24 protein-coding genes are annotated in these 25,382 nt (G+C 65.0%); 10 read left to right on the plus strand and 14 right to left on the minus strand.

Annotated elements, in window-relative coordinates:
* Positions 1-25: 25 nt before the first annotated feature.
* Positions 26-1,447 (minus strand): purine-cytosine permease family protein, encoded by a 1,422-nt coding sequence (locus A5788_RS17070; RefSeq protein ID WP_064870746.1) that lies wholly within the window; start codon positions 1,445-1,447, stop codon positions 26-28.
* 62 nt (positions 1,448-1,509) lie between these two features.
* Here A5788_RS17070 and A5788_RS23885 point away from each other — a divergent pair, with 62 nt between their 5' ends.
* Both A5788_RS23885 and A5788_RS17075 read left to right on the plus strand, forming a co-directional pair.
* Positions 1,510-1,776, plus strand: a complete 267-nt coding sequence (locus A5788_RS23885) for a hypothetical protein (RefSeq protein WP_156525544.1) — start codon at positions 1,510-1,512, stop codon at positions 1,774-1,776.
* On the plus strand, positions 1,773-3,269 hold the full coding sequence (locus A5788_RS17075) for an aldehyde dehydrogenase family protein (protein ID WP_064870703.1): 1,497 nt from the start codon (positions 1,773-1,775) through the stop codon (positions 3,267-3,269). The genes A5788_RS23885 and A5788_RS17075 overlap by 4 nt, the downstream gene beginning before the upstream one ends.
* 129 nt (positions 3,270-3,398) lie before the next feature.
* On the opposite strand, the gene A5788_RS17080 is transcribed toward A5788_RS17075, so the two are convergent.
* Positions 3,399-3,986: a TetR/AcrR family transcriptional regulator gene (locus A5788_RS17080; protein ID WP_064870704.1), complete on the minus strand. Its 588-nt coding sequence runs from the start codon at positions 3,984-3,986 to the stop codon at positions 3,399-3,401.
* Between the two features lie 179 nt (positions 3,987-4,165).
* Between A5788_RS17080 and A5788_RS17085 the strand changes: the two genes are divergently transcribed.
* Both A5788_RS17085 and A5788_RS17090 read left to right on the plus strand, forming a co-directional pair.
* Positions 4,166-5,980 (plus strand): acyl-CoA dehydrogenase, encoded by a 1,815-nt coding sequence (locus A5788_RS17085; RefSeq protein ID WP_064870705.1) that lies wholly within the window; start codon positions 4,166-4,168, stop codon positions 5,978-5,980.
* Between the two features lie 41 nt (positions 5,981-6,021).
* Positions 6,022-6,783 (plus strand): SDR family NAD(P)-dependent oxidoreductase, encoded by a 762-nt coding sequence (locus A5788_RS17090; RefSeq protein ID WP_049698915.1) that lies wholly within the window; start codon positions 6,022-6,024, stop codon positions 6,781-6,783.
* 41 nt (positions 6,784-6,824) lie between these two features.
* On the opposite strand, the gene A5788_RS17095 is transcribed toward A5788_RS17090, so the two are convergent.
* Both A5788_RS17095 and A5788_RS17100 read right to left on the minus strand, forming a co-directional pair.
* Positions 6,825-7,661, minus strand: a complete 837-nt coding sequence (locus A5788_RS17095; protein WP_064870706.1) for a class I SAM-dependent methyltransferase — start codon at positions 7,659-7,661, stop codon at positions 6,825-6,827.
* A gap of 83 nt (positions 7,662-7,744) precedes the next feature.
* A complete protein-coding gene (locus A5788_RS17100; RefSeq protein WP_082938140.1) occupies positions 7,745-8,263 on the minus strand; it encodes an NUDIX domain-containing protein in 519 nt (172 codons plus the stop codon).
* Between the two features lie 78 nt (positions 8,264-8,341).
* Here A5788_RS17100 and A5788_RS17105 point away from each other — a divergent pair, with 78 nt between their 5' ends.
* A complete protein-coding gene (locus A5788_RS17105) occupies positions 8,342-10,042 on the plus strand; it encodes a nucleobase:cation symporter-2 family protein (protein ID WP_064870707.1) in 1,701 nt (566 codons plus the stop codon).
* 36 nt (positions 10,043-10,078) lie between these two features.
* Here the strand turns inward: A5788_RS17105 and A5788_RS17110 are convergent, their stop codons facing one another.
* A complete protein-coding gene (locus tag A5788_RS17110; protein WP_049698913.1) occupies positions 10,079-10,417 on the minus strand; it encodes a DUF2200 domain-containing protein in 339 nt (112 codons plus the stop codon).
* 68 nt (positions 10,418-10,485) lie between these two features.
* Here A5788_RS17110 and A5788_RS17115 point away from each other — a divergent pair, with 68 nt between their 5' ends.
* The 4 genes from A5788_RS17115 (at position 10,486) to rsgA (ending at position 13,622) form a co-directional block, all read left to right on the plus strand.
* Positions 10,486-10,722 (plus strand): hypothetical protein, encoded by a 237-nt coding sequence (locus A5788_RS17115; RefSeq protein WP_049698912.1) that lies wholly within the window; start codon positions 10,486-10,488, stop codon positions 10,720-10,722.
* A gap of 104 nt (positions 10,723-10,826) precedes the next feature.
* On the plus strand, positions 10,827-11,213 hold the full coding sequence (locus A5788_RS17120) for a VOC family protein (RefSeq protein ID WP_049698911.1): 387 nt from the start codon (positions 10,827-10,829) through the stop codon (positions 11,211-11,213).
* 44 nt (positions 11,214-11,257) lie between these two features.
* On the plus strand, positions 11,258-12,523 hold the full coding sequence (gene aroA, locus A5788_RS17125) for a 3-phosphoshikimate 1-carboxyvinyltransferase (RefSeq protein WP_049698910.1): 1,266 nt from the start codon (positions 11,258-11,260) through the stop codon (positions 12,521-12,523).
* 49 nt (positions 12,524-12,572) lie between these two features.
* Positions 12,573-13,622, plus strand: coding sequence for a ribosome small subunit-dependent GTPase A (gene rsgA / locus A5788_RS17130; protein ID WP_049699060.1), 1,050 nt, complete (start codon positions 12,573-12,575; stop codon positions 13,620-13,622).
* Between the two features lie 105 nt (positions 13,623-13,727).
* Here rsgA and A5788_RS17135 read toward each other — a convergent pair whose 3' ends face one another.
* Together A5788_RS17135 and A5788_RS17140 are read right to left on the minus strand one after the other, a co-directional pair.
* Positions 13,728-13,943: a TOBE domain-containing protein gene (locus A5788_RS17135; RefSeq protein ID WP_005202233.1), complete on the minus strand. Its 216-nt coding sequence runs from the start codon at positions 13,941-13,943 to the stop codon at positions 13,728-13,730.
* A 52-nt stretch (positions 13,944-13,995) separates the two neighbouring features.
* Entirely contained in the window at positions 13,996-14,889 is an 894-nt protein-coding gene (locus A5788_RS17140; protein ID WP_049698909.1) for a LysR family transcriptional regulator, read from the minus strand.
* Positions 14,890-15,002: 113 nt separating this feature from the next.
* On the opposite strand from A5788_RS17140, the gene A5788_RS17145 reads away from it, so the two are divergent.
* On the plus strand, positions 15,003-16,346 hold the full coding sequence (locus A5788_RS17145; protein ID WP_231894358.1) for an MFS transporter: 1,344 nt from the start codon (positions 15,003-15,005) through the stop codon (positions 16,344-16,346).
* Here the strand turns inward: A5788_RS17145 and A5788_RS17150 are convergent.
* The 7 genes from A5788_RS17150 to A5788_RS17180 all read right to left on the minus strand — a co-directional run bounded on the left by A5788_RS17150 (position 16,343) and on the right by A5788_RS17180 (position 25,314).
* Positions 16,343-17,557 (minus strand): fatty acid desaturase family protein, encoded by a 1,215-nt coding sequence (locus tag A5788_RS17150; protein ID WP_049698908.1) that lies wholly within the window; start codon positions 17,555-17,557, stop codon positions 16,343-16,345. The two genes, A5788_RS17145 and A5788_RS17150, sit on opposite strands and share 4 nt — an antisense overlap.
* 90 nt (positions 17,558-17,647) lie before the next feature.
* Positions 17,648-18,979 (minus strand): fatty acid desaturase family protein, encoded by a 1,332-nt coding sequence (locus A5788_RS17155; protein ID WP_049698907.1) that lies wholly within the window; start codon positions 18,977-18,979, stop codon positions 17,648-17,650.
* Positions 18,980-19,138: 159 nt separating this feature from the next.
* Entirely contained in the window at positions 19,139-20,614 is a 1,476-nt protein-coding gene (locus A5788_RS17160; protein ID WP_049698906.1) for an NAD(P)-binding protein, read from the minus strand.
* A gap of 103 nt (positions 20,615-20,717) precedes the next feature.
* Positions 20,718-21,830: a GNAT family N-acetyltransferase gene (locus tag A5788_RS17165; RefSeq protein WP_049698905.1), complete on the minus strand. Its 1,113-nt coding sequence runs from the start codon at positions 21,828-21,830 to the stop codon at positions 20,718-20,720.
* Between the two features lie 134 nt (positions 21,831-21,964).
* Positions 21,965-23,089: a ferredoxin reductase gene (locus A5788_RS17170; RefSeq protein ID WP_049699058.1), complete on the minus strand. Its 1,125-nt coding sequence runs from the start codon at positions 23,087-23,089 to the stop codon at positions 21,965-21,967.
* Between the two features lie 133 nt (positions 23,090-23,222).
* The gene (locus A5788_RS17175) at positions 23,223-23,789 is read right to left on the minus strand and encodes a DUF6912 family protein (protein ID WP_049698904.1); all 567 of its coding nucleotides are present in this window, start codon (positions 23,787-23,789) and stop codon (positions 23,223-23,225) included.
* Positions 23,790-23,844: 55 nt separating this feature from the next.
* Positions 23,845-25,314 (minus strand): wax ester/triacylglycerol synthase family O-acyltransferase, encoded by a 1,470-nt coding sequence (locus A5788_RS17180; protein WP_049698903.1) that lies wholly within the window; start codon positions 25,312-25,314, stop codon positions 23,845-23,847.
* Positions 25,315-25,382 lie beyond the last annotated feature (68 nt).

Below are 25,382 nucleotides of genomic sequence, written 5' to 3' on the forward strand. Positions count from 1 at the left end.
GGGGCACTAGGGTTGTCAGGCTGGCTCATGCCGCCGGCTCTGACGCCAGGTTCGCGCTCGCCAACGCCTCGCTCTTACGGGTGGTCATCAGGACGTAGTAGAGGGGGCAGATGACCGCGAGTCCGACAATCCACGAGATGTCGACGCCGCCAATCTCTTTCGCCAGCGGTCCGGTCCACAGTGTTGTCGACAGGAACGGAATCTGCACTCCGATACCGATTGCGTAGCACGCGATGGCGATCCAGTTGAATCGGCCGTACACGCCGCCGTCGCGACGGAAGAGTGACTCGATGTCGTACTCGCCGTGGCGCAGGAGGTAGTAGTCGACGAGATTGACCGCGGTCCAGGGAATCAGGACGCACAGCAGCAGAGCCAAGAAGTTGGCGTAGTTGGCCAGGAAGTCGTCTGCACTGAGCAGTGCGGGCAACATCGCGAGGGCGAACAGCACGAGCGCGATGACTGCACGACTCTTCGCCTCAGCTCGCCATCGAGGAAAGATGTTCTGTCCCACGGTGATCGTCGAGAGCGCACCACAGTAGAGGTTCATGCCGTTGGTGACGCTGATACCGACGGCGAAGACGAGGAACAGCCCCGTCGAGATCCCATGGGTCAACGTGCCCATGCCTGTGAGGGTGTCGGAGTCGGGCAGTGCGGCGCCGATCAGCACACCGAGCAGCATCGGAAGTACCGACCCGAGAACGCATCCCGCATACGTCGCCCAGAAGGCGGTCTTCACACCGGTGTCGCGCGGCAGATAGCGCGTGTAGTCCGAGACGTAGGGCGCATAGGCGATCTGCCACAGGGCCGCCGCGGAGAACGTCGCCATGAAGCCCGCCCAGGTGAATCCGTCGCTATGCCAGGTATCAGTCGGCAACCCGTTGACGCCGATCATCCAGATGAATGCGAGAAGAAGGGCCACACCTGCGACAACCGACAGCACCGCCGCCATCGAATGAATCAGCTTGTAGCCGATCATGGTCACGACGACGCTGATGGCACCGATGATGAAGATCGCCCAGTTGTCCGGCAGCCCGGTCACTTCGGCAAAGGCCTTGCCGCCGAGCACCGCGTTCGACGCGAAGAAACCCAGGTACATGAAGACGACGAGGACCACGACGAGCAGGCTGCCGAGCGAGCCGAATTGCGCTCGGGTCTGGAGCATCTGGGGCACACCCATCTGCGGGCCCTGCGCCGCGTGCAGTGCCATGACCACACCGCCGACGAGGTTGCCCGCGACCACCGCGATCGCACCCGCCCAGAATGGCAGCCCGAACACGGTGGTCGCCAGAGCGCCGGTGATGATCGTCAGCAACATGATGTTGGAGCCGAACCACACGGTGAAGATGTCGCGCGCCCTGCCGTGGCGCTCGTCGTGCGGAATGTGGTCGATGGTGCGGCGCTCCACCGACGGAGCTGAGCCCGTCGACGGCTGGGTTGACGTGTTCATCGGGAGATACCTCTGCTCTGTTGCTGTGTTGCCCAATGCGGGTGTCTGTGCGGGAGTCACGGGTGAGTGACTCGGATGGAATCGCGGCCACGGCGTCGGGGCTGTTCAGCAAGTATCGGGGTGACCGCTATCACCGGGAAAACAGAAACTTCCGGTCTTTTACATCTGGAGAACAGATGACCTTCGACGCCCCACCACTTCTCGGCGCGGACGGAGAGCGCAACCACCCCAGCACACCTTGCATCGACCAGGCCGATGTAGAAAGTCAGATAAATCGGCGCCGCCTGATCTATCGCACACCCGGAAACCCGGTCACGATGGAGTCATGACCGATCTACCCGACCTCACCTCCATCGACTGGTCCGCACGCGCCGGAGAGATCACCTTCTGCTCGGAGGCGTTCATCGACGGCCAGTGGGTTGCCGCGCAGTCGGGCGCGACCTTCGACGTGGTGAATCCGGCGACGGACACCGTGCTCGCCTCCGTCGCCGCCTGCAACACCGAAGACGTCGACGCCGCTGTTGCTGCTGCGCGTCGCGCCTTCGACGACGGGCGCTGGTCGAAGCTGTCCGCCGGCGAGCGCGGGGCGATACTCATCCGCTTCGCCACCCTGATCGAACAGCATGCCGAGGAGCTCGCGACGCTCGTGACGCTGGAGATGGGCAAGGCGATCCGCGATTCCTACGAGGTCGAAGTTCCCGGCGCCGCAGCAGTTTTCCGCTTCTACGGCGAGGTGGCCGACAAGATCCCGGGCGAGTTGCCACCGACCGCCGACGGCAGCGTGGCCATGGTTCGCCGAGTGCCGCTCGGCGTCGTCGGCGCTGTTGTTCCCTGGAACTTCCCGCTCGACATCGCGGCGTGGAAGGTTGCCCCCGCCCTGGCCGCGGGCAACACCGTCGTTCTCAAACCCGCTGAGGAGAGCCCACTTTCAGCTCTCCGCATGGCCGAGATCGCCCTCGAAGCCGGCATCCCACCCGGCGTCTTCAACGTCGTACCGGGCCTGGGCGCCGACGCCGGTCGCGCGCTCGGGCTCCATCCCGACGTGCAGTGCCTGACATTCACCGGCTCCACGGAGGTCGGAAAGAAGTTCTTGGCGTACAGCGCGGAATCGAACATGAAGCAGGTCTGGCTCGAGTGCGGTGGCAAGAGCCCCAACCTGGTGTTCGCCGACTGCGCCGACCTCGACGCCGCCGCAGAGATGGCCTGTTTCGGCATCTTCGGCAATCAGGGCGAGGTCTGTTCCGCCAACAGCCGACTGTTGGTGCAGCGCGAGATACTCGACGAATTCGTCGACAAGGTCGTCGAGAAAGCCGCGGCGTATCGGCCGGGCGACCCGCTCGACCCGGCGTCGACGACGGGCGCCATGGTGACGCGCAAGCAACTCGACCTCGTCCTCGGCTTCGTCGCTCAGGCACGCGTGGACGGACGAATAGCACTCGGCGGCAACCGAATCGGCGACGTCGGATGCTTCATGGAACCCACCGTCGTCGTCGACCTTCCCGCCGATTCGACCGTGATGACCGACGAGATCTTCGGCCCGGTGCTGTCGGTGATCGCGTTCGATTCCGAGGAGGAGGCCGTCGCCCTGGCCAATGACACTCCGTACGGGCTCGCGGCATCGGCATGGACGTCGAATCTCGACCGCGCACTACGGATGTCGGACACTCTGCACGCCGGAACCGTCTCGATCAACACCGTCGACGCCCTCTCTCCGGGAACGCCTTTCGGCGGCTTCGGCGCGTCGGGGTTCGGTTCGGACCTGTCGGTCCACGCGATCGAGAAGTTCACCGGACTCAAGACGACGTGGATCGCGCGCGGCTGAGGATCATGTCCGCGAGGTAACCGACACGGCTGATTCAACAGTGGTGCAGTCCCGCTCACCCGTTTCCTTCCGGCTTATTGAATTCAATAAGCCGGAAGGAAACGGGTGAGCGTGCGGTTGGGCGTCGAATCAGCTCTGGCGCGCCAGCACCATGCGCAGGGCCATACGCGCGTACGCCGTGCCCAAAGTGCCGGGATCGCGGCGATCACGGCTGGGGAACCAGCGGCACACGTCGACGCACAGCGACGAGATGGCGAGCACGACATCGTCGGGGTCGTCGGCAGCGAACTCGCCGGCCGCGACCCCTCCGGCGACGATGGTCGCGAGAATCGCTGTCGTCTTACGTCGAACCGCGCTGATCGAGCGGTAGTGATCGGCGGTGAGCGCACCCAGCTCGTACTGGACCACCTTGGCCAGCTCGTGATGTTCGGCCTGCCACCGCGCGAAGGCGCTCACGACGTTCTCCAGACGAACGGCGTAGGGGTCCGTCGGGTCGTCGACTTCGCGGAGCGCCTCGTAGACGCTGCGGTGTCCGTCGAGGGCAATCGAGTACAGCAGGTCCTCTTTCGAGCGGAAGTGCGGGTACATCGCCGCGGCGCTCATCTTCAACGACGCCGCGATCTGACGGGTCGACGTGCCGGCATAGCCGAGTTGAGCGAACGACACGATCGCCGCATCGCGGATGCGCTGCGCTGCAGCAGACTCCCTCGTCGTCACGTCGCCGTCACCCCATTTCGCTCGTCGAATTCCCGGCCGATGGTTGACCCCAACCGGCACACCAGGCAGTATAAGCGAGTGCTCATAAAATGAGCGACTGCTTAGGACGACGATTCCGTCACGTCTGATCGGATCGTCGTGTCGAGCAGTCAGCAATCCGCTGCCCCAAGGAAAGTGTCATGGCCGAACCGATCTCCAAGCGCGACCTCGAATTCATGCTCTACGAGTGGCTCGACGTCGAGTCACTGACCGAGCGCGAACGCTTCGCCGAACACTCACGCGACACGTTCGACGCCGTACTCGAACTCGCCGCCGACCTCGCGACCAAACGCTTCGCGCCGGTCAATCGCCTCGGCGACACCAAGGAGCCCTACGTCGGCGACGACGGCGCCGTCGTCTTGCCCGAGGAAATCCAGTCGGGCATCGCCGAGTTCATCAAGGCCGGCCTGGGTGCGGGCTCGTTCGACGAGTCGCTCGGCGGGATGCAATTGCCCACCGTCGTCAGCCTCGCTGCGCAGTCATGGTTCCAGGCAGCCAACGCAGGCATGTCGTCGTACTCGTTCCTCACGATCGGCAACGCCAACCTGATCGCCGAGTACGGCACACCAGAGCAGATCGACACCTGGGTGCGCCCAATGGTCGAGGGGCGCTACTTCGGCACGATGTGCCTGTCCGAGCCGCAGGCCGGATCCTCCCTCGCCGACATCACGACCAAGGCGACACCGACCGACGACGGAACCTACCGCATCACCGGGACCAAGATGTGGATCTCGGGAGGCGACCACGAACTCGGCGAGAACATCGTGCATCTCGTGCTCGCCAAGGCCCCGGGCGGCAAGCCCGGAGTCAAGGGGATCTCGCTGTTCATCGTCCCCAAGTACCTGCCGGACGGCACCCGCAACGACGTCGCACTCGTCGGCCTCAACCACAAGATGGGCCAGCGCGCGACCACCAACTGCCTCCTCAACTTCGGCGACGGCACCTACGGCACAGCAGACTCACCCGTTCCCGGCGCTGAATCAACTCCGCCCGCTCACTCCGTTCCCGGCGCGGTCGGCTACCTGGTCGGCGAGGAGCACAAGGGCCTCCAGTACATGTTCCACATGATGAACGAGGCGCGCATCGGCGTCGGATTCCTCGCAACATCACTGGGTTACGCGGGCTACCTCGCCTCCCTCGAGTACGCCAAGGTCCGCACGCAGGGGCGTCCTGTCGACCAGAAGGACCCGACCTCCAAGCCCGTACCGATCATCGAGCACGCTGACGTCAAACGAATGTTGTTGGCGCAGAAGGCCTATGTCGAAGGAGCACTCGCGCTCGGCCTGTACTCCGGCAAGCTCGTCGATCTGCAGCAGACCGGAGACGCAAACGAGGCAGCCCGAGCGGGCCTGCTGCTCGATGTACTCACGCCGATCTCCAAGTCGTGGCCATCCCAATGGTGTTTGACCGCAAACGATCTCGCCATCCAGATTCACGGCGGCTACGGTTACACCCGCGAGTTCCCCGTCGAGCAGTTCTACCGCGACAACCGTCTCAATCCCATCCACGAGGGCGCGCACGGCATCCACGGACTCGATCTACTCGGCCGCAAGGTCGTCATGAACGGCGGCGCGGGCCTGGAACTGCTCGCGAACACGATCACCCAGACCATCGACCGCGCGGCCTCGAACCCCACCGCAGCGCTGGCCGACGAATTGCGCAGGCGCGTCGAACGACTCGTCACCGTGACCATGCAGGTGTGGTCCGCAGGCGATGTAGCGGTCTCGCTGGCCAATGCCACCGCGTACCTCGAAGCAACCGGACACATCGTCATCGCCTGGATGTGGCTCGAGCAACTGCTCGCCGTCGCAGACAAGGCCGGAGATTTCTACGACGGCAAACGCGTCGCAGCGCAGTACTTCTTCACCTACGAACTACCGAAGGTCGACGCACAGTTCGACCTCCTCGCGGCGCTCGACCGCACGACGCTCGACGCGCGTCCCGAGATTTTCTGACCCACAACACATCCCCGCACGATCGACCCAGGAGAGACTTCATGTCAGTACTCGATCTGTTCAACGTCACCGACAAGGTCGTCGTCGTCACCGGCGCGTCGTCGGGACTCGGTGTCCGCTTCGCCACGGCTTTCGCGGAGGCCGGTGCCGACGTCGTACTCGCCGCCCGACGCGCCGACCGCCTGACCGAGACCGCTGCGCAAGTAGAGGCGCTCGGACGCAAAGCCCTCACTGTGGCCGCAGACGTCTCCGACCCCGCGGACTGCCAGCGCGTGATCGACAGCGCCGTCGAAACATTCGGCCGCGTCGACATCCTCATCAACAACGCGGGCATCGGCACCGCGGTACCAGCTACGCGTGAGACGCCGGAGCAGTTCCGTTCGGTCATCGACGTCAACCTCAACGGCTCCTACTGGATGGCTCAGGCCGCGGGCCGTGTCATGCAGCCGGGCAGCGCAATCGTCAACATCTCCAGCATCCTGGGCCTGACCACCGCAGGACTCCCCCAGGCCGCCTACGCGGCGAGCAAGGCCGCCATCGTCGGTCTCACCCGCGATCTTGCCCAACAGTGGGGAACCCGAAAAGGTATCCGCGTCAACGCGATTGCACCCGGGTTCTTCGAGAGCGAGATGACCGACACCTACGCACCCGGTTACATCGAGTCGCAGATGCCGCGAGTCCTGTTGGGACGCATGGGAGATCCCTCGGAACTCGCAGCCACCGCGATCTGGCTGAGCTCGGCAGCAGGCGGCTACGTCACCGGCCAGACGATCGCCGTCGACGGCGGGATCACCGTCACCTAGATCAGGTACCGCCTGGAACACCACTCATCGCGGTGGCGACCTCAGACCGTCGCCACCGCGATGAGTGTGTCGCAGTTGATCTCAGCGGGCCCCTCGAGTGCCAGCCGTTCGAGGAACACCTGCCGCACCCGTGCGATCTGCTCGTCGTCGAGCGGCGTGAGTGCACCACGCATCCCCGTGCCCACGACCATCTTCCAGGCGAAGTCCGGCGTGCACTCGATGCGCAATCTATACACCGACGTGTCGACCTTCTGTGCGCCCAACGTCGTGAACCATTGCGAGACAGACTCTTCGGTGTCGATGTGACTGATCGGCATCCGACTTCCGCTGCGCGGCCCTTGATGTGAGGTTTCGCCTGCCACCTCCGCGACCGATGCGCGGTAGATCTCGCTGAACTCGCGAAGACTGTCGGCGTGCCAGATCGATGCCCCCATGCGTCCTCCCGGACGCAGCAGACTCAACACGTTGCGCACGGCGTCGTCCATGTTCGGAAGGAAGAAGACTCCGAACGAGCACGCCACCACGTCGAAAGGTGTTGCGCAGGGCGGTGTTCCGGCCTTCAATCCCGTGACGTCGGCGACGACGCAGTCGATTTCCAGACCTTCGTCGGCGGCATTGGTACTCGCGATGTCGAGGAGCTCGGCCGCGAAGTCGACTGCGACGACGGTTCCCGCCGGTCCGGTAGCTCGAGCAGCGGGCAATGCACTCGCACCGGTACCCGAACAGATGTCGAGAATCCGCTCCCCCGGCCGGATGTCGAGTTCATCGACCAGAGCCTGACCGGCAGGCCCCCACAGACTCGGGCGCAAGGCGTCGAAATCGGTGCCGATCGAATTGAACAAGCCGACCAACCTGGTTTCCGCAGCATGATCTGTCATGCATCCCACCGTAGTGACACCACACCCTTATCGACAATGGTTGTCAGCGAACGGCGAGGCTCGCTGATTGGCGAGCACGACATTCACCGGTCGCCGAGCGCCGACTCGAGTCGACTGACGAACTCCGCCTGCGCTGAGTTCAGTTTCACGCGCGCCTCGTCGAGGCCACACCACTGCGCCCGATCGACTTCCGGGAAGGTCTGCAGCTGCCCCGACCGCGGCGGCCACACCATCTCGAAGGTGTTGCTGACGATTGTCGACACGTCGAGGTCTCCCTCGACGGCGAAGCCGGTGACGACCTTGCCGCTCTTCTGGCGCACGTCGCCGAGCTCGATGACCTCGCCTGCAGGCGCAGCGTGCCCGGTTTCCTCCTCGAACTCGCGCCGCGCCGTGTCGAGCGGCGACTCGTCGGGCTCCGGCAGCCCCTTGGGCACCGACCACGCGCCCTCGTCCTTACGCGCCCACAGCGGACCACCCGGGTGCGCGATGAGTACCTCGACTCCCTCGAAAGAGCCGGCTTCACCGGCTTCGATTGACGCGGCAACGTCGGTGCGTCGAAACACCAGGAGCCCGAAACTGTGTCGGTGAGTGCGCTTGTCCACGCAATATATTCTGGCGGAAACAAGGACGTCACACGATCGCGTCGTGTCCGAAACGCCCGAAAAGTAGAACAATGATCCGTGACCGTTCTAGACACCATCAAACATGGCAAGAAGGCCGACCGCGCGGTCGATGACATCCCACCGCTGGCGCGGCTGTTCCCATTGGGGCTTCAGCATGTGATGGCGATGTACGCGGGCGCGGTGGCCGTTCCGCTGATCGTCGGCGGCGCGATGGTCGGCGCAGGGCAGATGCGCTCGGACGAGATCGTGCACCTGATCACCGCCGACCTCTTCGTCGCAGGTATCGCCACGATCGTGCAGGCGGTGGGATTCTGGCGCTTCGGTGTGCGACTCCCATTGATGCAGGGCGTGACGTTCGCCGCTGTCGGCCCGATGATCACCATCGGCCTCAACCACGGCATCACCGCGATCTACGGCTCGGTCATCGCGTGCGGCCTGTTCATGATGCTCGTGGCACCCATAGTCGGAAGGCTCATCAGATTCTTCCCACCACTGGTGACCGGCACGATCATTCTGATCATCGGCATCTCGCTGATGAGCGTCGCCGCGGGTTGGTTCGGCGGCGGCACGGCGAAAGGTGAGGACTTCGGTGCTCCCAAGTCCATCGCGTTCGGCTTCCTGACGCTGCTGATCATCATCCTGCTCGAGCGATTCGGGCCACCCGCCGTCAAACGCGTCTCGATCCTCCTGGGCCTCGTCGCGGGAACACTCATCTCGATTCCGTTCGGGATGACCGACTGGAGCCACGTCGGCTCGAGTTCGTGGTTCGCAGTGCCCGAGCCGTTCTACTTCGGCTTCCCCAGCTTCGACGTCAGCTCGATCATCGCGATGATCATCGTCGCGTTGGTCATCATGACCGAGACGACCGGCGACATCGTGGCCGTCGGAGAGATCGTCGACGAGAAGATCACCCCGCAGCGTCTGGCCGACGGCATGCGCGCCGACGGTGCGGGCACCGTGCTCGGCGGCATCTTCAACACGTTCCCGTACACGGCGTTCGCGCAGAACGTCGGTCTGGTGGCGATCACCAACGTCAAGTCGCGCCACGTTGCCACGTGCGCGGGCGTCATCCTGGTGATCCTGGGTCTGGTTCCCAAGATGGCCGCGATCATCGAGGGCATTCCCCAACCCGTGCTCGGCGGTGCGGGTGTGGCGCTGTTCGGCATGGTCGCCGCCAGTGGCGTGCGAACCTTGACCAAGGTCAAGTTCAACAACTCCAACATCCTGGTGGTCGCGATCTCCATCGGCGTCGCAATGCTCACCGAGGCGAGCCTGTCGTACACCAACGACGACAAGGTCCCCGTTGCGCTCGACCTCTACGCCAAGTTCCCCGACTGGTTCCAAACCATCTTCCACTCGGGAATCTCGGCCGGAGCCATCTGCGCCATCGTGCTGAACCTGGTCTTCAACTGGCGCAGCACATCTCCCGATCCCGTCGACTACCACAACACCGGTGAAATAGACGTCGCGGGCGACAACGTCGGGATATCGGGGTCCGACGCACCGCGCGGGGCGGCATTCGACCCACGCGACGCGCTCGCCGCCGCGGACCCGAACACGAGTCCGCAGACGCTACGCATCCTGGCCGAGCACGACCCCGGGCTGCACCCGTTCATCGTCACCAACCCGTCGGCGCCGAAAGATCTGTGCGACGAGATCAAGGCTCTCGGCGACCCGAAGGTGACGAGCTTGTTCGACAAGTGGGACGACGTCACCGATGGCAAGTTCTCCAGCCGCGGACAGGACGCACCGGCCTGAGCTGCGGTAGGTCCAGGGTCGGGGACGACGCTGGACCTACCGCAGTACTTTCTCGATGGCCTTGCCCCTGGCGAGTTCGTCGACCAGCTTGTCGAGGTAGCGGATCTTGCGCATGAGCGGGTCGTCGATCTCCTCGACGCGCTTACCGCAGACGACGCCTGTGATGAGTTCTGCCCGCGGGTTGAGCTGCGCGTCGTCGAAGAATTCCTCGAAGGTGGTGCCGTCCTCGATGTGACGGGTGAGCGCGGCGTCGTCGAATCCGGTGAGCCAGGTGATGACCTGATCCAGTTCGGCTTTGGTGCGGCCCTTGCGCTCCACCTTGGCGACGTAGAGCGGGTAGACGTCGGCGAAGCTCGTCGTGAAGATGCGATGCATTCCTAGACGGTAACGGGTCGCTGTGCCGTCTCCCCGCGCCACGAGCGGATCAGTCCTATCGTTGGTGCATGTCAGACAGCCCCGATCCCGACAGCCCCGAAGTCGACAGCACCGATCCCGACGTCCCCGACATCCCCCACGAGCAGCCTCACGAGTCGGCGTTCGCTTTCGGCGACGCCACACCGATCGGCGAGACCGATCGCATCGCCCGCGAGAAGGCGATCTACGAAGCAGGCCGCCACGGCAACGACCTCAATCGTGGCCACGCGCTCGGTGGCAGCAACGGGACAACCGAGGGGCAGTGACGCCGTCGGCCTGTCAGCGCAGGTGCACCGGTACCGTCGGCAAGTCCTGACGCGCCGCGATGGCTGGTGTCCGACTCGTCGGTAACCGTGTAGACACTGAAGACATGGAGATCCTGAGTAGTCGCATCCTGTTGCGGTCCCGCGATCCCGAAGCGCTGCAGCACTTCTACCGCCACAAGCTCCATCTCGCGATCGCGCGTGAGTACCCGGGCGGCCTGGTCTTCTACGCGGGCAATGGCCTGATCGAAGTACCCGGCCACATGAGCACCGACCTGCCCGACGGCCACGCGAACGGGGCCGCGCTGTGGATTCAGGTGCGCGACGTCGCCGCGACCCAGCGCGAACTGAGCGCAATGGGAGTCGACATCCGCAGGGAAGCACTGACCGAACCGTGGGGCCTCATCGAAATGCACATCGTCGACCCCGACGGTCGCACCCTCATCCTCGTCGAAGTACCTGCCGACCATCCGCTGCGATTGGACAACCGCTGAGTTGGGCATCCGACGGTGCAACCACGACATGCGAGACTGAACGCATGAGCATCTGGACTGCGCCCCTCGCCGACGGCCGAATTCAGGCCACCGTCGACCTGCCAGGCTCGAAGTCCGTCACCAATCGCGCCCTGGTGCTCGCCGCGCTGGCCGACGGACCGTCGACAATCACCGGAACCCTGCGCAGTCGCGACACCAACCTCATGCTGTCGGCGCTCACCGAACTCGGGATCGGGGTGCGCGTCGATCCCGCCGATCCGACGACCGTCTCCATCGAACCGCTGCCGATGCATGCGGGCGAGGTGTTCTGCGGCCTGGCCGGAACAGTCATGCGCTTCCTGCCGCCGGTGGCCGCGCTCGCCTCCGGCGACGTCGCATTCGACGGCGACCCACAGGCCCGACAGCGTCCACTCACCACCATCCTCGACGCTCTGCGTGACCTCGGGGTGGGCGTCGACGGCGACAGCCTGCCGTTCGTGGTCCACGGCACGGGATCGGCCGCCGGCGGCACGGTCACGATCGATGCGTCCGGGTCGTCGCAGTTCGTGTCGGGACTCCTGCTTGCCGCAGCACGATTCGACAACGGGATCACGGTGCGACACGTCGGCGCGCCGGTACCGTCGACGCCGCACATCGACATGACCGTCGAGATGCTCGCCACCGCGGGGGTCGTCGTCGACACGTCACAACCCGATACCTGGCGCGTACCCCCGAGTGTGATCAAAGCGGTCGACGTCGCCGTCGAACCCGACTTGTCCAATGCCGCAGCGTTTCTCGCGGCAGCCGCGGTCACCGGAGGTGAGGTCGGCATCCCGCGTTGGCCCGCGACAACAACGCAGCCGGGCGCACAGATCGCCGACATTCTCGCCGAGATGGGTTGCACCGTAGAGCTTTTCGACGGCGTGCTGACGGTGCGCGGGCCAGAAAGACTCACGGGGATCAGCCGCAATCTCCGCGACATCGGCGAGTTGACACCGACGATCGCCGCGGTGTGCGCGCTCGCCGATGGGGAATCCGTGCTGAGTGGCATCGCCCACCTTCGCGGCCACGAGACCGATAGGCTTGCCGCGCTCGCCACCGAGATCAACAAACTCGGCGGCGATGTGTCCGAGACCGACGACGGACTCATCATCCGACCAGCGCCACTACATGGCGGACAATGGGATTCGTACGCCGATCACCGCATGGCAACCGCGGGCGCGATCATCGGCCTGGTGGTCCCCGGCGTCACCGTCGACGACATCGAGACCACGTCGAAGACGTTGCCCGACTTCCCCGGGATGTGGCAGCAGATGGTCGGACATCCGTGATCTACCGCGCGGCAAAGGTTTTCACAGTGTGTCCTGACGGAGGATGCCGGTGAGCCGCCGCGCGAGCAGCTACGACGAATCCGATGTGCGGATTCGTCCCGGCAAGGGCAGCCGACCACGCACCAAGACCAGACCGACACACGACGACGCGCAACATGCGATGGTCGTCTCGGTCGACCGGGGCCGCTGGGGCTGCGTGATCGACGGAGACCCCGACCGACGTGTGGTCGCGATGCGCGCCCGCGAACTCGGCCGCACGCCTGTGGTGGTCGGCGACGACGTGTCTCTCGTCGGCGATCTCTCCGGGGATTCCGGGAGCCTCGCACGCATCGTGAAGGTGGCGGAGCGTCGAACTGTGTTGCGCCGCACCGCCGATGACACCGATCCGTACGAGCGCATCGTCGTCGCGAACGCCGATCAACTCCTCATCGTCACGGCGATGGCCGACCCTCCCCCACGCACCGGATTCGTCGAAAGAGCGCTCGCGGCAGCGTATGTCGGCGGACTGTCGCCGATCCTGTGTCTGACCAAGACCGACCTCGCCTCCTCGGACGAGTTCGCTGCCGCATTCGCGGATCTCGACCTACCCGTTGTGCGTGCGGGCCGCGACGATCCGCTCGACGACGTGCTGGCCTTGCTCACCGATCACCGCACGGCACTCATCGGACACTCGGGTGTCGGAAAGTCGACGTTGGTGAATCGCCTTGTCCCCGAAGCGGAACGGGCCACCGGGGTCGTCAGCGGCGTGGGCAAGGGGCGCCACACGTCGACGCAGTCGGTTGCCCTGCCACTACCGGGCGACGACGACAAGCCACGCGGCTGGGTGATCGACACACCGGGCATCCGCTCGTTCGGCCTGGCGCACGTCAGCGCCGACGACATCGTGAACGCCTTCGACGACCTCCACGAAGCGATCGAGAACTGCCCGCGCGGCTGCACCCACCTCGGACCGCCCGCCGACCCCGAGTGCGCACTGGACTCACTGACCGGGCACTCGTACCGGCGCGCCATGGCCGTGCGGCACCTGCTGCGCGCGGTGTCGGGGGGCGATGCGGGCGACGCGGAGGCCCAGGGCGACCCCCGGGGCGAGGCGGGCTGAGCCGGCGCGGGGTGGTCTCGACAAGCTCGACCAGCGGGCGGGCGGTGGTCTCGACAAGCTCGACCAGCGGTTTAAGGAGTTCGACCGGCGGCGTGCGGCGGGTGGCTAGTCGGGGACGCCGATGCTGACCTCGGAGGCCTTGACGAGCGCGAACACGCGCGATCCCTCGGCGAGACCCAGTTCCTCTGCCGCCTCTTTGGTGATCGACGACGTGACGATCTGGTCGCCTCCGTCGAGGCGAACCTTGATCGTGGCGTTGACGGCGCCGAGCGTCACCGACACCACCTCGCCTGCGAGCTGATTGCGGATCGAGAGTTTCATCGCGCACCTTCCCTGTCCTCGTACTGCCGTGTCGTCGTGCTGCTGCTGCCACTCACGCTGTCACATCGCCGGGCGGCCCGCACACCTCTCGGATGATGTCGAGGACCGCGCTCGCTGCGGTAGTGAGGCTCCTCGACGCCGAGTGCGCGACGTGTATCCCCCACGTCAGATCACGGTCGACGCAGCGGGCGAGTCCCGCACCGGACTCGGCGGCCGCAACGCTGGCGGGCACGGCGGTCACGCCGAAACCGCTGCGCGCCAACTGAATACCGAACACCTGGTCGGCAACCTCGATGACGGAGTGCCGATTCGGGATCTCGCGGTCGATGATGGATCGCGTACCCCAGCCGGGCGGGTAGTCGATGACGCGCTCGTCGGCGAGATCGGCCGCGACGAATCGACCAGCCAACGCGAGCGGGTGGTCGGGATGGGTGACGAGCACCAGCGGTTCCGCAGCCAAAGAATGGACAGTGATGCCCGAGAGGTCGTCGACGAGTCCGCCGATCAGTGTCAGATCGAGACTTCCGTCGCGCAACAGCCGGACATTGCCCGCACTGCCCTGCGGGCTCTGGCGCATCGCGATCGAGATTCCCGGGTGACGCCGATGCACAACTTCGAATGCCCCCGCGAGGTCGATCGTCGCGACGTTGACGAGCGCACCGAGCACCACCTCGCCCCGGATCTCGCCGCGCAGCCCTGCGAGCGCGTCGTGCACCTCGTCTCGCGCGCGTAGCGCCTCTCGGGCCGGAGCGATCGCCGCCCGACCGGCGTCGGTGAGCACGAGCACGGTGCGTGTGCGGTCGAAGAGTTTCACTCCCAATTCGCGCTCCAGCTTGGCCACGCCCGTCGACACCGCCGACTGCACCACATGCAACGATCGCGCAGCCGCGGTGAAAGTTCCCTGGTCACAACACGCGAGGAAGTACTCGAGCTGTCGCAGTTCCATAGCCGGCCTCCTACGCACCTCAGCGATTCAACGAGAACAGGTATCAACAAACGTGATGTCCGTATCGAAATCCATCGCTTTCCATCATGCCGGAGACAGCTCACCATTGACGTATGTCCTCTTCAGAGTGCGCGTCCTCCACCTCGGCCGGAACGTCCGCAGACGGCGATCGAGCGGCTGTGCCCACCACGCAATCGGGGCCCACCTCGCGATCCGGTGAAACCAAGCGCCTGAGCCGCCTCGTCGTATTGCTCTTCGCGATCACTGCCGGGTCGTCGGCAGGTTGCCTCTACTACCTGCAGCCGCTGCTGCACGAGGTCGGTAACGACTTCCACATCTCGACCGCCGCGGCGGGTCTCGTCGTGTCGATCACGCAGGTGGGATACCTCATCGGCCTGGCTCTCGTGGTTCCGCTCGGCGACTTCGTCAATCGACGACTCCTCGTCGGCGGACTTCTCGTGGTCTCATGCGCAGCGTTGGTGATTGCCGCGTTCTCACCGTCGTATGCGGTCCTGATGATCATGGTGTTCGCGGTCGGTATCTCGGCGTCGGCCGCACAGGTGGTGGTGCCGTGGGCCGCTGCGGTGGCCGCACCCGGCCAGCGCGGCGCCATCGTCGGCACGGTGATGAGCGGTCTGCTCGTCGGCATCCTCTTCTCGCGCGTGTTCAGTGGCCTGGTTGCGCAGCTCGGCGGCTGGCGCACGGTGCTGGCAGTCGCCGCGGTCGTGCAGATCGCGATGGCGGCAGCGGTCTGGTGGTTCGCACCGCGCACCCCGGTCAACGCGTCGTCGACCAGCTATCCCCGTGTGCTGTGGTCGATCGTCACCCTGATCCGCAGCGAGAACGTGCTGCGCCACCGCATGCTTCTCGGCGGTCTGAACATGGCCGCGTTCAGCGGAATGTGGACGGCCATCGCGTTTCTGCTCGCCGGCGCGCACGGCTCGGAGTATCACTTCTCCGACGCCGCGATCGGCCTCTTCGGTCTCGCGGGCGTGGCAGGTGCCCTGGCCGCGCCACGTGTCGGCAAGCTCGCCGACCGCGGGTACCTACGCCACACCCAGTACGGCGTCTGGGCCGTCGAACTCGTCGGTTGGGCGTTGCTCTACTGGGGAGCGCATCAGGTGATCGTGCTGATCATCGCGCTGCTGGTGTTCGATTTCGGTGTCCAGGGAGTGCAGATCGCCAACCAGGCCGCCGTCTACTCGCTCGACGACGAAGCACGATCACGCCTGACGACCGCGTACATGGTCGCCTACTTCGCAGGCGGAGTCCTCGGTTCGGCGTTCGGCGGCTGGGCGTACCAGACCGGCGGATGGGCACTGGTGTGCGCGGCGGGCGCTGGAACGGCAATAGCGGGGATGATCCTGTGGGCCGTCTTCGCCCGCGTCGAACGCGACCACCCGGTGCAGGGCGTCGCGGCACACAGCCGCCTGCGCGTGAAGGCTGCGACCAGCTAGGCCCGACCAGCCCGACGACGCAGCCGACGTCGTCGACGCACCTCGCCGATGGCGGTCTTGAGACCCATCGCCTTGTCGAGACCTGCGAAGCGTCGCTCCGACGCGGTCTCGGGTGCGTCGTCGGCCGTATCACGCAGGAAGCGGTCGGGCAGTGCGAGCTTGTTGATGGTCCGCAGCGTCTTGAGGTACTGGACCCACAACGATCCCGTCGTATAGGGCAGGTCGTATTTGTCGCAGAGTTCGCGGACGCGGACCGAGATGTCGGCGAGGCGGTTGCTCGGCAGATCCGGGTAGAGGTGATGCTCGATCTGGTAGCAGAGATTGCCCGACATGAATGCCATCGCCGGGCCGGCGTTGAAGTTCGCGGAGCCGAGCATCTGTCGCAGATACCACTGGCCGGGCGTCTCGTCGTCGAGGGTGTCGGCCGTGAATTTCTCTGCGCCGTCGGGGAAGTGCCCGCAGAAGATCACAACATACGCCCACACATTGCGGATCACGTTCGCGGTCACATTGGCGGTGAGCGTGTGCACGAAGTTCGGACCGGTCAACGCGGGGAAGAGCACGTAATCTTTCCCGACCTGCTTGCCGATCTTTCGCAGGAATTCCTTGATCTGCGGTATCGCAACCTCTTTGGACTTCTTGCCCGCGATGACGTCCGCAATCTCGAGATCGTGTAGTCCGATTCCCCACTCGAACCCGGCAGCCAATAGGAGGTTGGTGACCGGCTGGATCGCACGTTTGGCCTGCCACGGTTCGTCGCGCGTGACGCGCAGCGTCTTGTAGCCGACGTCGTGATCCATCCCGATGACGTTGGTGTACTTGTGATGGATGTAGTTGTGCGAGTGCTTCCAGTGCGGCGACGCGCACACCATGTCCCACTCCCACGTCGTGGAATGCACCTCGGGATCGTTCATCCAATCCCACTGGCCATGCATCACGTTGTGGCCGAGTTCCATGTTCTCGATGATCTTGGCCAGCGCCAGCGAACCGGTGCCGAGCAGCCACAGTGAACGACGGTGCGAACCGAACAACGCAAGCCGACCCGCGACCTCGAGGGCACGCTGAGCGAGAATCGTCCTGCGCAGATAACGCACATCGCGCTCGCCGCGATCGGCTTCGATCTCGCGCCGCAACGCATCGAGTTCGGCGCCCAAGGCCTCGACATCCGCGTCAGTCAGATGTGCGTATTCATTGATGTCGGTGATAGCCATTGCACTCCATTATGTCGCACGCCGCGTGTGTGCGACACCCATGCTACCCGCGAGTAACCACAGGTAGCGTGGGGTCGCCCGGATTCACGATCAGGCAGCGCGCGTTGAACGTTCCGTAATGAGCCTCGGCGCTGCCGGACGTCCTCGGCGCCGATCACGCAGCGACCGGATAGCGCTGCGCAAGCCGCGTCGACGTCCACTCACCGGGTCGACGACCGACTCGAGGCGAACTCCCTCGTCGAGCTCGGTCTTGAAACGACGCTCCGACGCCGTCTCGGGAGCGTCGTCGGCGGTCGCCTTGAGGTACTTGTCGGGCAACGACAGCTTGGCGATCGTCCGCCACGACTTCGCGTACTGCAGCGGGAACGACCCCGTCGTGTAGGGCAGGTCGTACTTGTCGCACAGAGCCTGGACGCGGACGGCAATCTCGGCGAGCCGGTTGCTTGGGAGGTCGGGGTAGATGTGGTGCTCGATCTGATACGAGAGATTTCCACTCATGAAAGCGAGCAGGAATCCGCAGCGAAAGTTGGCCGATCCCAACATCTGTCGCAGATACCACTCGGCTTGGGTCTCGCTGTCGATGTCCTGTTTGGTGAATTTCTCCGCACCGTCGGGGAAATGCCCACAGAAGATGACCGCATTACTCCACACGTTGCGGATGACATTGCCCAGCGCGTTGGCGGTGGCGGCCTTGCCGTAGGCGCGGGCCGACGCCCGGACGTCGCCCTTGGTCACCGCGGCGGTTGCCGCAGCCGCAAGACCCGGATAGATCACGTAATCCTTGCCGACCTGGCGACCGATCTTGTTGCCGACGTCGGCGAGGTCGCGGCGGAACTCCGCTTTGGCCTCCGGCGTACGACGCTTCTTGCCGATCTCGAGATGCTGCGCGGCAACACCCCACTGGAAGAAGAGCGCGAGCAGCGTGTTGTAGACGAGGTTGCCGTAGTTGAACGGACGCCACCGCTGGTCGCGCGTCACACGGAGCAAGCCGTAGCCCACGTCGTCATCCATGCCGAGCACGTTGGTGTACTTGTGATGGATGTAGTTGTGGGTGTGCTTCCAGTGAGCCGAGGGGCCGGTGTTGTCCCACTCCCACGTGGTCGAATGCACCTCGGGATCATTCATCCAATCCCACTGCCCGTGCATCACGTTGTGGCCGAGTTCCATGTTCTCGACGATCTTCGCGACGCCGAGCGCCGTCGCGCCCGCCCACCAGCACGAGCGACGCGTCGAACCGAAGATCAGTCCGCGGCCGACCAACTCGAGACCGCGCTGGAAGCGGATGGTGTTGCGCAGATACCGCGCGTCGCGCTCCCCTCGGTCGGCCTCGATGTCGGCGCGGATCTTGTCGAGCTCACGACCGAGCTCTTCGATGTCGGCCTTGCTCAGATGTGCGTACTCCGGGATGTCGGTGATCGCCACGGGCGTCCTCACTGGTCGCGGATGGTCAGGGTCGAACGTGCCGTTGCTGTGGCTACGTTCGCGTAACTTACGCAATCGTAGGTTACGGACGCCAGACTGTCCAGACGTGTTCAGTGTACGAGCGCAGTGACCTTGATCGCTGTGGTCACGCGGTGGTCACTACGCTGGGGCGCCGACGAGCGGCCCGCAATTGAACCCCAACCGCTGAGAGGCGATGTCCAGCGCGCGGCGATAGTTCTCGCGCTTGCGCCGATGGGTCAGCATGAATTGAGCCGACGACGCGAGCCGCAGCGGCATCCGAGCCCACCTGTCGAAGTCGACACCACAGTTGGTGAAGACCTTCAGCGGCACCTCGTCGGCAATCAGCCCGATGTTGTACATCGCAAGACAGCAACTGATCCCGATAGCCGCCTGCGGATGTCGGCGTAACACCGCACCGATGTCGATTTGGTACAGCGGCACCGAATCGAGCTTGCCAAGGAAGGCGAGGTGGGTGAGGAAATACGCGGCATACGTGGAGAACTGGACGATGGCCGATCCGGTGTTGATGGTGAGTACGCGACCACCCTTCGAGACGTACGGATCGTCGTCGGCCGATTTCTCACGAATGAGGTAGCCGGTGCAGTTGACCACCCAACTCCCCGGAACGACGGGAATCTCGTCACCACTACGGAACACCAACTGCGGCATGCCATCTCGGTCCACGACATCGGCTAGGTAGTCGGCGACAACACTCCTCAGCGCAGCTGAGATCGCGTCACATTCAGATCGTGAGAGGTTGCCGTTCAGGAACCGCTGCGACTCGGGCATCGGACTGATCACATACCTCGCGCGGTAGGCAGCGGTCACCTGCTCATCGTTTGTCCCGTCGTACATGTCGGCGACTGAGCCGAATATCTGGCTGACAGGTTTGGCCGCCCACCATCTCCGCATTCCCGCGGGGAAAGTCGCGTCGCGGTTGTTGAAGTACGTCCCGACACCAGCCACCAGATGTAATTCACGACCGGGATCTCTGGTCGTGATCAGGTAGGCGGTGTCCATGGCGGTCTTGCCGCTGCCAATGATCCAGACCGGGGTATCGGTGTCGGTGAAGTCAGCCTGGGAGAAGTCGAAGGAGTCGGGCGAGACCGACTTCACCTGCGCGCTACTCAGCGCGAGAGGTTGATTCGGAGTCACATTGAATCCGTAGGCATTGATCAGAATCGGTGTATCGACGACCAGCTCCCCACCGTCGGGGCCGCTGAGATGAACGCTCACCCCGTCGGCGCGTTCGTCGAATCGATCCATCGTCCATCCGTAGTACTCGTCGAGCGCGATACGTTCGGCGAGTACGTCGCGGCAGTACCGCAGATGGTCGAGGACCTCCGGCTTCGTCGCAAGGTAGTCGGGCGGGCGACGCAACCTCCAGGCGATATCGCCGGCGGTGAAGAACTCATACGGCTGATGAAGTCGGACATAGGAATACGTGTCGTTCCACATTCCACCCGCGTCCGGACGGCGGTCGACGAGGGCCACCCGAGCGCCTGCGTCGAGGTATTCGGTGGCCACGGCGAGCGCATTCAAGCCCGCTACTCCCGCGCCGACGATGCAGAGGTCGACGTTCACTACCGCTCCGGCACTGTTCTGTGAAGGCATGATTCACCTGAATTTCGGAGTGCGGCGGTGAATCCGTCGCGTTCATCCGATTTTCCCAGTGTTGCCACTCCACGGAAAGCCCCAGCTTGTGGGGACAGTGACGCTACTGATCGCCTGCTTCTGCGAGCAGTTCATACCCGAGCAGATCCTCGATCTTGCCGGCCGAGCTCGCGGCAAGCGGCTGGGTGCCGAACTCGTTGAAGCCCGCTCGCAGCGCAAGGCGTTTGCTGCCCTCGTTGGAGTCGGCCGCGAACATCGTCAGCCTGCGTAGACCGAGAACGTCGAAGCTGTGCCGCACCGACGCGGGGAACGCCTCGCCGAGCACTCCGGCACCACGCGCCTCGGGATGTGTGTAGAAGCCGATCTCGGCGCCGACCACCGGATCGATCTTGAACAGCGAGATATCGGCGAGGTAGTGGTCCGTCTCCTTGTCGGCGACGGCCCACGTGCAGGTCTCGCCGCGCGCGGCCGTCCACCATTTCCTGGTGCGCTCTGCCGCGGCATGTTCGACGGTCAGCGGGTCGGGCCGGCCGAACAGGTACTTGCGCGAGATCGGGTCGTCGAGCGTCTCTCGAATGCGCTCGTCGTCCTTGGCCTCCAAAGGCCGCAGCCGGAACCGCTCGGTTTCAAAAGTCGTTGCGTGCCAGACGGTCTTGGGTTCGAAACTCTCGCCGGCGTGCCACTTGCCGCACCAGGCGTCGACGACGCCGCTGTTCATCTCGAGCCAATCGGGCAGCCGACCGACCAGTGTGAATCCTGCGGCGTGTGCGGCCCGCAGACTGGTGAGGTTGCCCTCGGCGGCCTCCCAGCGCACGACCTCGACGTCGCGGTTGTCGACGGCGTACTGCATCGCCAACACCATCGCGCGCCGCGCGAGCCCCTCACCGCGCGCATCGGGATGCAACCCGAAACCGATGTCGACAATTCGGCCGGGCCCGCGGAGATCGATGCTGCCTGCAAACTGGCCGTGGTGCTCGATGGCCCAGATCATCGACGTCCCGTTGCGCCATCCCTGCAGTGCATTGATGATGAACCGCTCGGCGTCGGACCGACCATAGGGCGATGGCATCTTGGCCCATCGCATCGTCAACGAATCGGTGGCATACCCGACGATCCGATCGACGTCGTCGGTCTGATGTGCCCGCAGCGTGATGGTGCCATCGGTCAGCACCGGAACATCACTTGTCGCGGTCAGTTCAATCAGTTCAGCTCGCACGCGGATCCCCTCCGTGGTCGACAGCCTCGCCCACAGAGCCTAACGTGTCGGCTCCCCCTGCGGCGGGGAACACCGTCACCGGGCTTCCCGCAGCCCTTCTGACCTGCGCATTCGCCGAGAGTCCCGGCGGTTTGTCACACATCGAGTGTGCAGTCGCCCGCAGCAGCGCTCACACACGTCTGGATTCGTTCGCCCGCGACATGCTCGTCGCCGGACCGCAGATCGCGCACGCAACCCTTGTCGAGCATGACCACGCAGCTCTGACAGATGCCCATGCGGCATCCGAACGGCATCAACACACCTGCCTGCTCACCCGCTTCGAGCAGGGTCGTCGCGCCGTCTACCTCCGCGGTCTGCCCGGTTCGCCCAAAGGTCACCGTTCCGCCCTGCGCGCCGACCGCGCCACGCTCGAGTGCGAATCGCTCGATGTGCAGGCGCTCGGAGGCATCTGCGTCGACGAACGCGGCCTCGACCATTTCCAAGAAGCCGCCAGGACCACACGCCCACGTTTCGCGCGTCCGCCAGTCGGGGCTGAGCTCGTCGAGCGATTGTGCGCTGACCTTGCCGTCTGCCCTCGTGTACTGCACGTGCAGGTCGATGAGTCCGCTCTCGTCCATCTCGACGAGTTCGTCGGCGAACAGCAGATCGTCGGGCGTCGGCGCCGAATGCACCACGCGCACGTCTGTCGACTGGCCGCGATGCCGCATCATGCGCAGCATCGAGATGATCGGGGTCAGGCCACTGCCGGCGGTCAGGAAGAGCACTTTGTCCGGCAGTGGCTCGGGCAGGACGAACTCGCCCTTGGGTGCGGCCAATCGCACGACGGTTCCCGGCTCGAGCCCCTTGACCAGGTGCGTCGACAGGAAGCCCTCGGGCATTGCCTTGACCGTGATCGCGATGGTGCCCTCTGTGCGCGTCAGATCGGGTACCGACGTCAGCGAATACGAGCGCCACGTCCAACGTCCCTCGACGAGGACTCCGATCCCGATGTACTGCCCGGGTGCGTAGTCGAGCGTGAATCCCCATCCGGGCTTGATGCGAATGGTGGCGGAGTCGTCGGTTTCCGGAGTCACCGAGACCACCTGGCCGCGCAGTTCGCGCGCCGACCAGAGCGGATTGGCCAAATGGAGATAGTCGTCGGGCAACAGCGGCGTGGTGATCCGCGCGACCGCAGCACGCGCCCACCGTGCTCCGCGACTACGCGCGGCCACTCCAGACACCGGCTCTTCAAACCGCTCCCGCAGCTCCCGCAGATTCACCGTTCCCACTCCCTCGTCGTGCGACCGCGCGTTGGACGGGGAACCCGCTGTCGGGACCCCGTAAACCTCACGCCAACACTCTAACCTACGCAACCGTAGGTTACGGGGTGAGCGGACTCCGGGGACTACCGCGTCAGAGCAGTTCGAGGAGGAACGGCAGCTCCTGGGTCGCGTACCAACCCAGGTCGTGGTCTTCCACATCACCGACGGCGAGCTCGGCGTCCTGGTCGCCCAAGTCCGCGGCGTCGATGACCACGACCGCGGTACGGACAGCACTCTCGGCGTCGGCGCCGTCGACCAACACAGATGCGATCGCCGACTTCGCGATCGGACCGGCGACCTTCACGACGGCGTCGTCGAGATCGGGACGCAATGTGGCGTCATCGACGTCGGCGGCAACGACGGCCCGACGAGGCGGTAGGCGGGGTGTGTCGCCGGGCTTGGCGCTCGCCTCGTCGGCTTCGAGGTCGGCCTCGGCGTCGGGGTCGCCGGGCTCGGGGGCTTCTCCTGCCAACAGGCGCAGCGACGCACGCGCGGCCTCGCGGATGGCTGCCTCCGCCAACTCCTCGTCGTCACCGGCAACATACGACTCGCGCAACGCCGGGGTGAGTGCGAAGCCCGTTCCGCCGACGGGCCGGAACTCTCCGGTCTCGTCGAGTTCGAGCAGCATGGTCAACGTCGCCGGAAAGTAGACCCTCACCGCGTGTTTCCTCCTACGACATCCTCAGTGCACTACCTGGATTCCGCTGCCAACACTAATGGGCGTCGGCGAGTTCCTCGAACGACTCGCGGACGTAATCACCGATGAGCGCGGGGTCGTCGATCACACCACGATCGGCGGTGAACCCGAACTCGATCGACCCCGCGTACTCGCACACGCCGACCGACAACGCGCGCCCTGCGACGAGGCCGGGCACGACGAACAGGTCGGATACCTTGTGCCCCAAGACATATTGCGGGGGAATCGGCACCGTGTTCATCGCGACGGGCACGTTGTACCCGCGGCGGTCGAGTGACCGGAACGCGCGCGAACTGAGCTCCGCGAATGGCACGACGCCCAGTTCACTCAGCAACGGCTGCGTCGACGGTGAGACCCGTCGTGACGATTGCGCGTAGCGATTGGCCAGTCCCGCGACCTGCGCGAGTCGGACCAGCGGATTGGACTCGCCCACGGGGAGGTCGGTGACGAACCGGGGCTCGTCGGTGACGATCCACGTCTCGGGTGACTCCTCCTGCGCAAGGACCCCGGACTGTCGGGCGCCGAGCGGAAGCACCGCGCGCACGGTGTCGCCGAACTGTCCCTCCGCGTCGATGGACAGCAGCCAATGGCGCATTGCGCCCGTGATGATCGCCAGTTCGACGTCGTTGACGGTGCATTCGTTGCGCTCGGCGATCTTTGCGACGTCGCGGCGCGGGACCGACGCCGAGACAAACGTGCGGGTCGACGACCCTGGCGCGTTCAGCAGACTCGACGGCGCAGAATCCGTGAGCTGCTGCACCAGGCGTCCTGCGCGGCGGACCGTTCCCACAACCACAGACCTCGCCTCGCCGAGCAGTCCGTTGCCGCCGATGACCGAGTCGATCAGCTCCCCCGGACGCGCCAACGCCTCGGCCAGCGCACTGACCGCCAACGAGGCGGTGCCGGGCGGCGGGCCGGGCATCCAGACATCCACGGGCAAGGGGGCGACGTCGGGCTCGTCGTCGCAGATGAGTTCGCTCATCTCGGCGCCACCGCCGTCGATCAGACACCGATGCGACTTGGTCAGGATCGCAAACCCGCCGTCCTCGAGCCCCTCGATCAGATACATCTCCCACAGCGGTCGGCTGCGGTCGAGGGGCCGCGACATTACACGGGATACGAGGTCTTCGAGATCGGCGATCGTTCCCGGCGACGGCAAGCCCGATCGGCGGATGTGGAAGTTGATGTCGAAATCGGGATCGTCAGCCCAGACCGGGCGGGCCAGACCGAGGGTGACCTCCAGGACCACCTTGCGGTACCGCGGCACGAGTTGCAGTCGGTTCTCGACGAGCCGCACGAGCGCCGGGTAGTCGAGTACAGGCGGTTCCGACTTCTTCCGTGCGCGGTTGGTCGCGAGATCCTTTGTCGCGGAACGCTTCTTGACGTTGGTTCCAGGAAAGATGATGACTGCACCGAGATGGTTGGTTGCACCCGCACCGTCGAGGAAATAGGAGATAGCCTCGCGCGGAGACAGCCGGTTCGCCACGCGATGATCCTAGCGCTGCGACCACCGTCGCCGACATCGTGATGGCGATACCCGACACGTCTGCCGGC

It is taken from the genome of Gordonia sp. 852002-50816_SCH5313054-c (genome assembly GCF_001665925.1).
Classification (GTDB): domain Bacteria; phylum Actinomycetota; class Actinomycetes; order Mycobacteriales; family Mycobacteriaceae; genus Gordonia; species Gordonia jacobaea.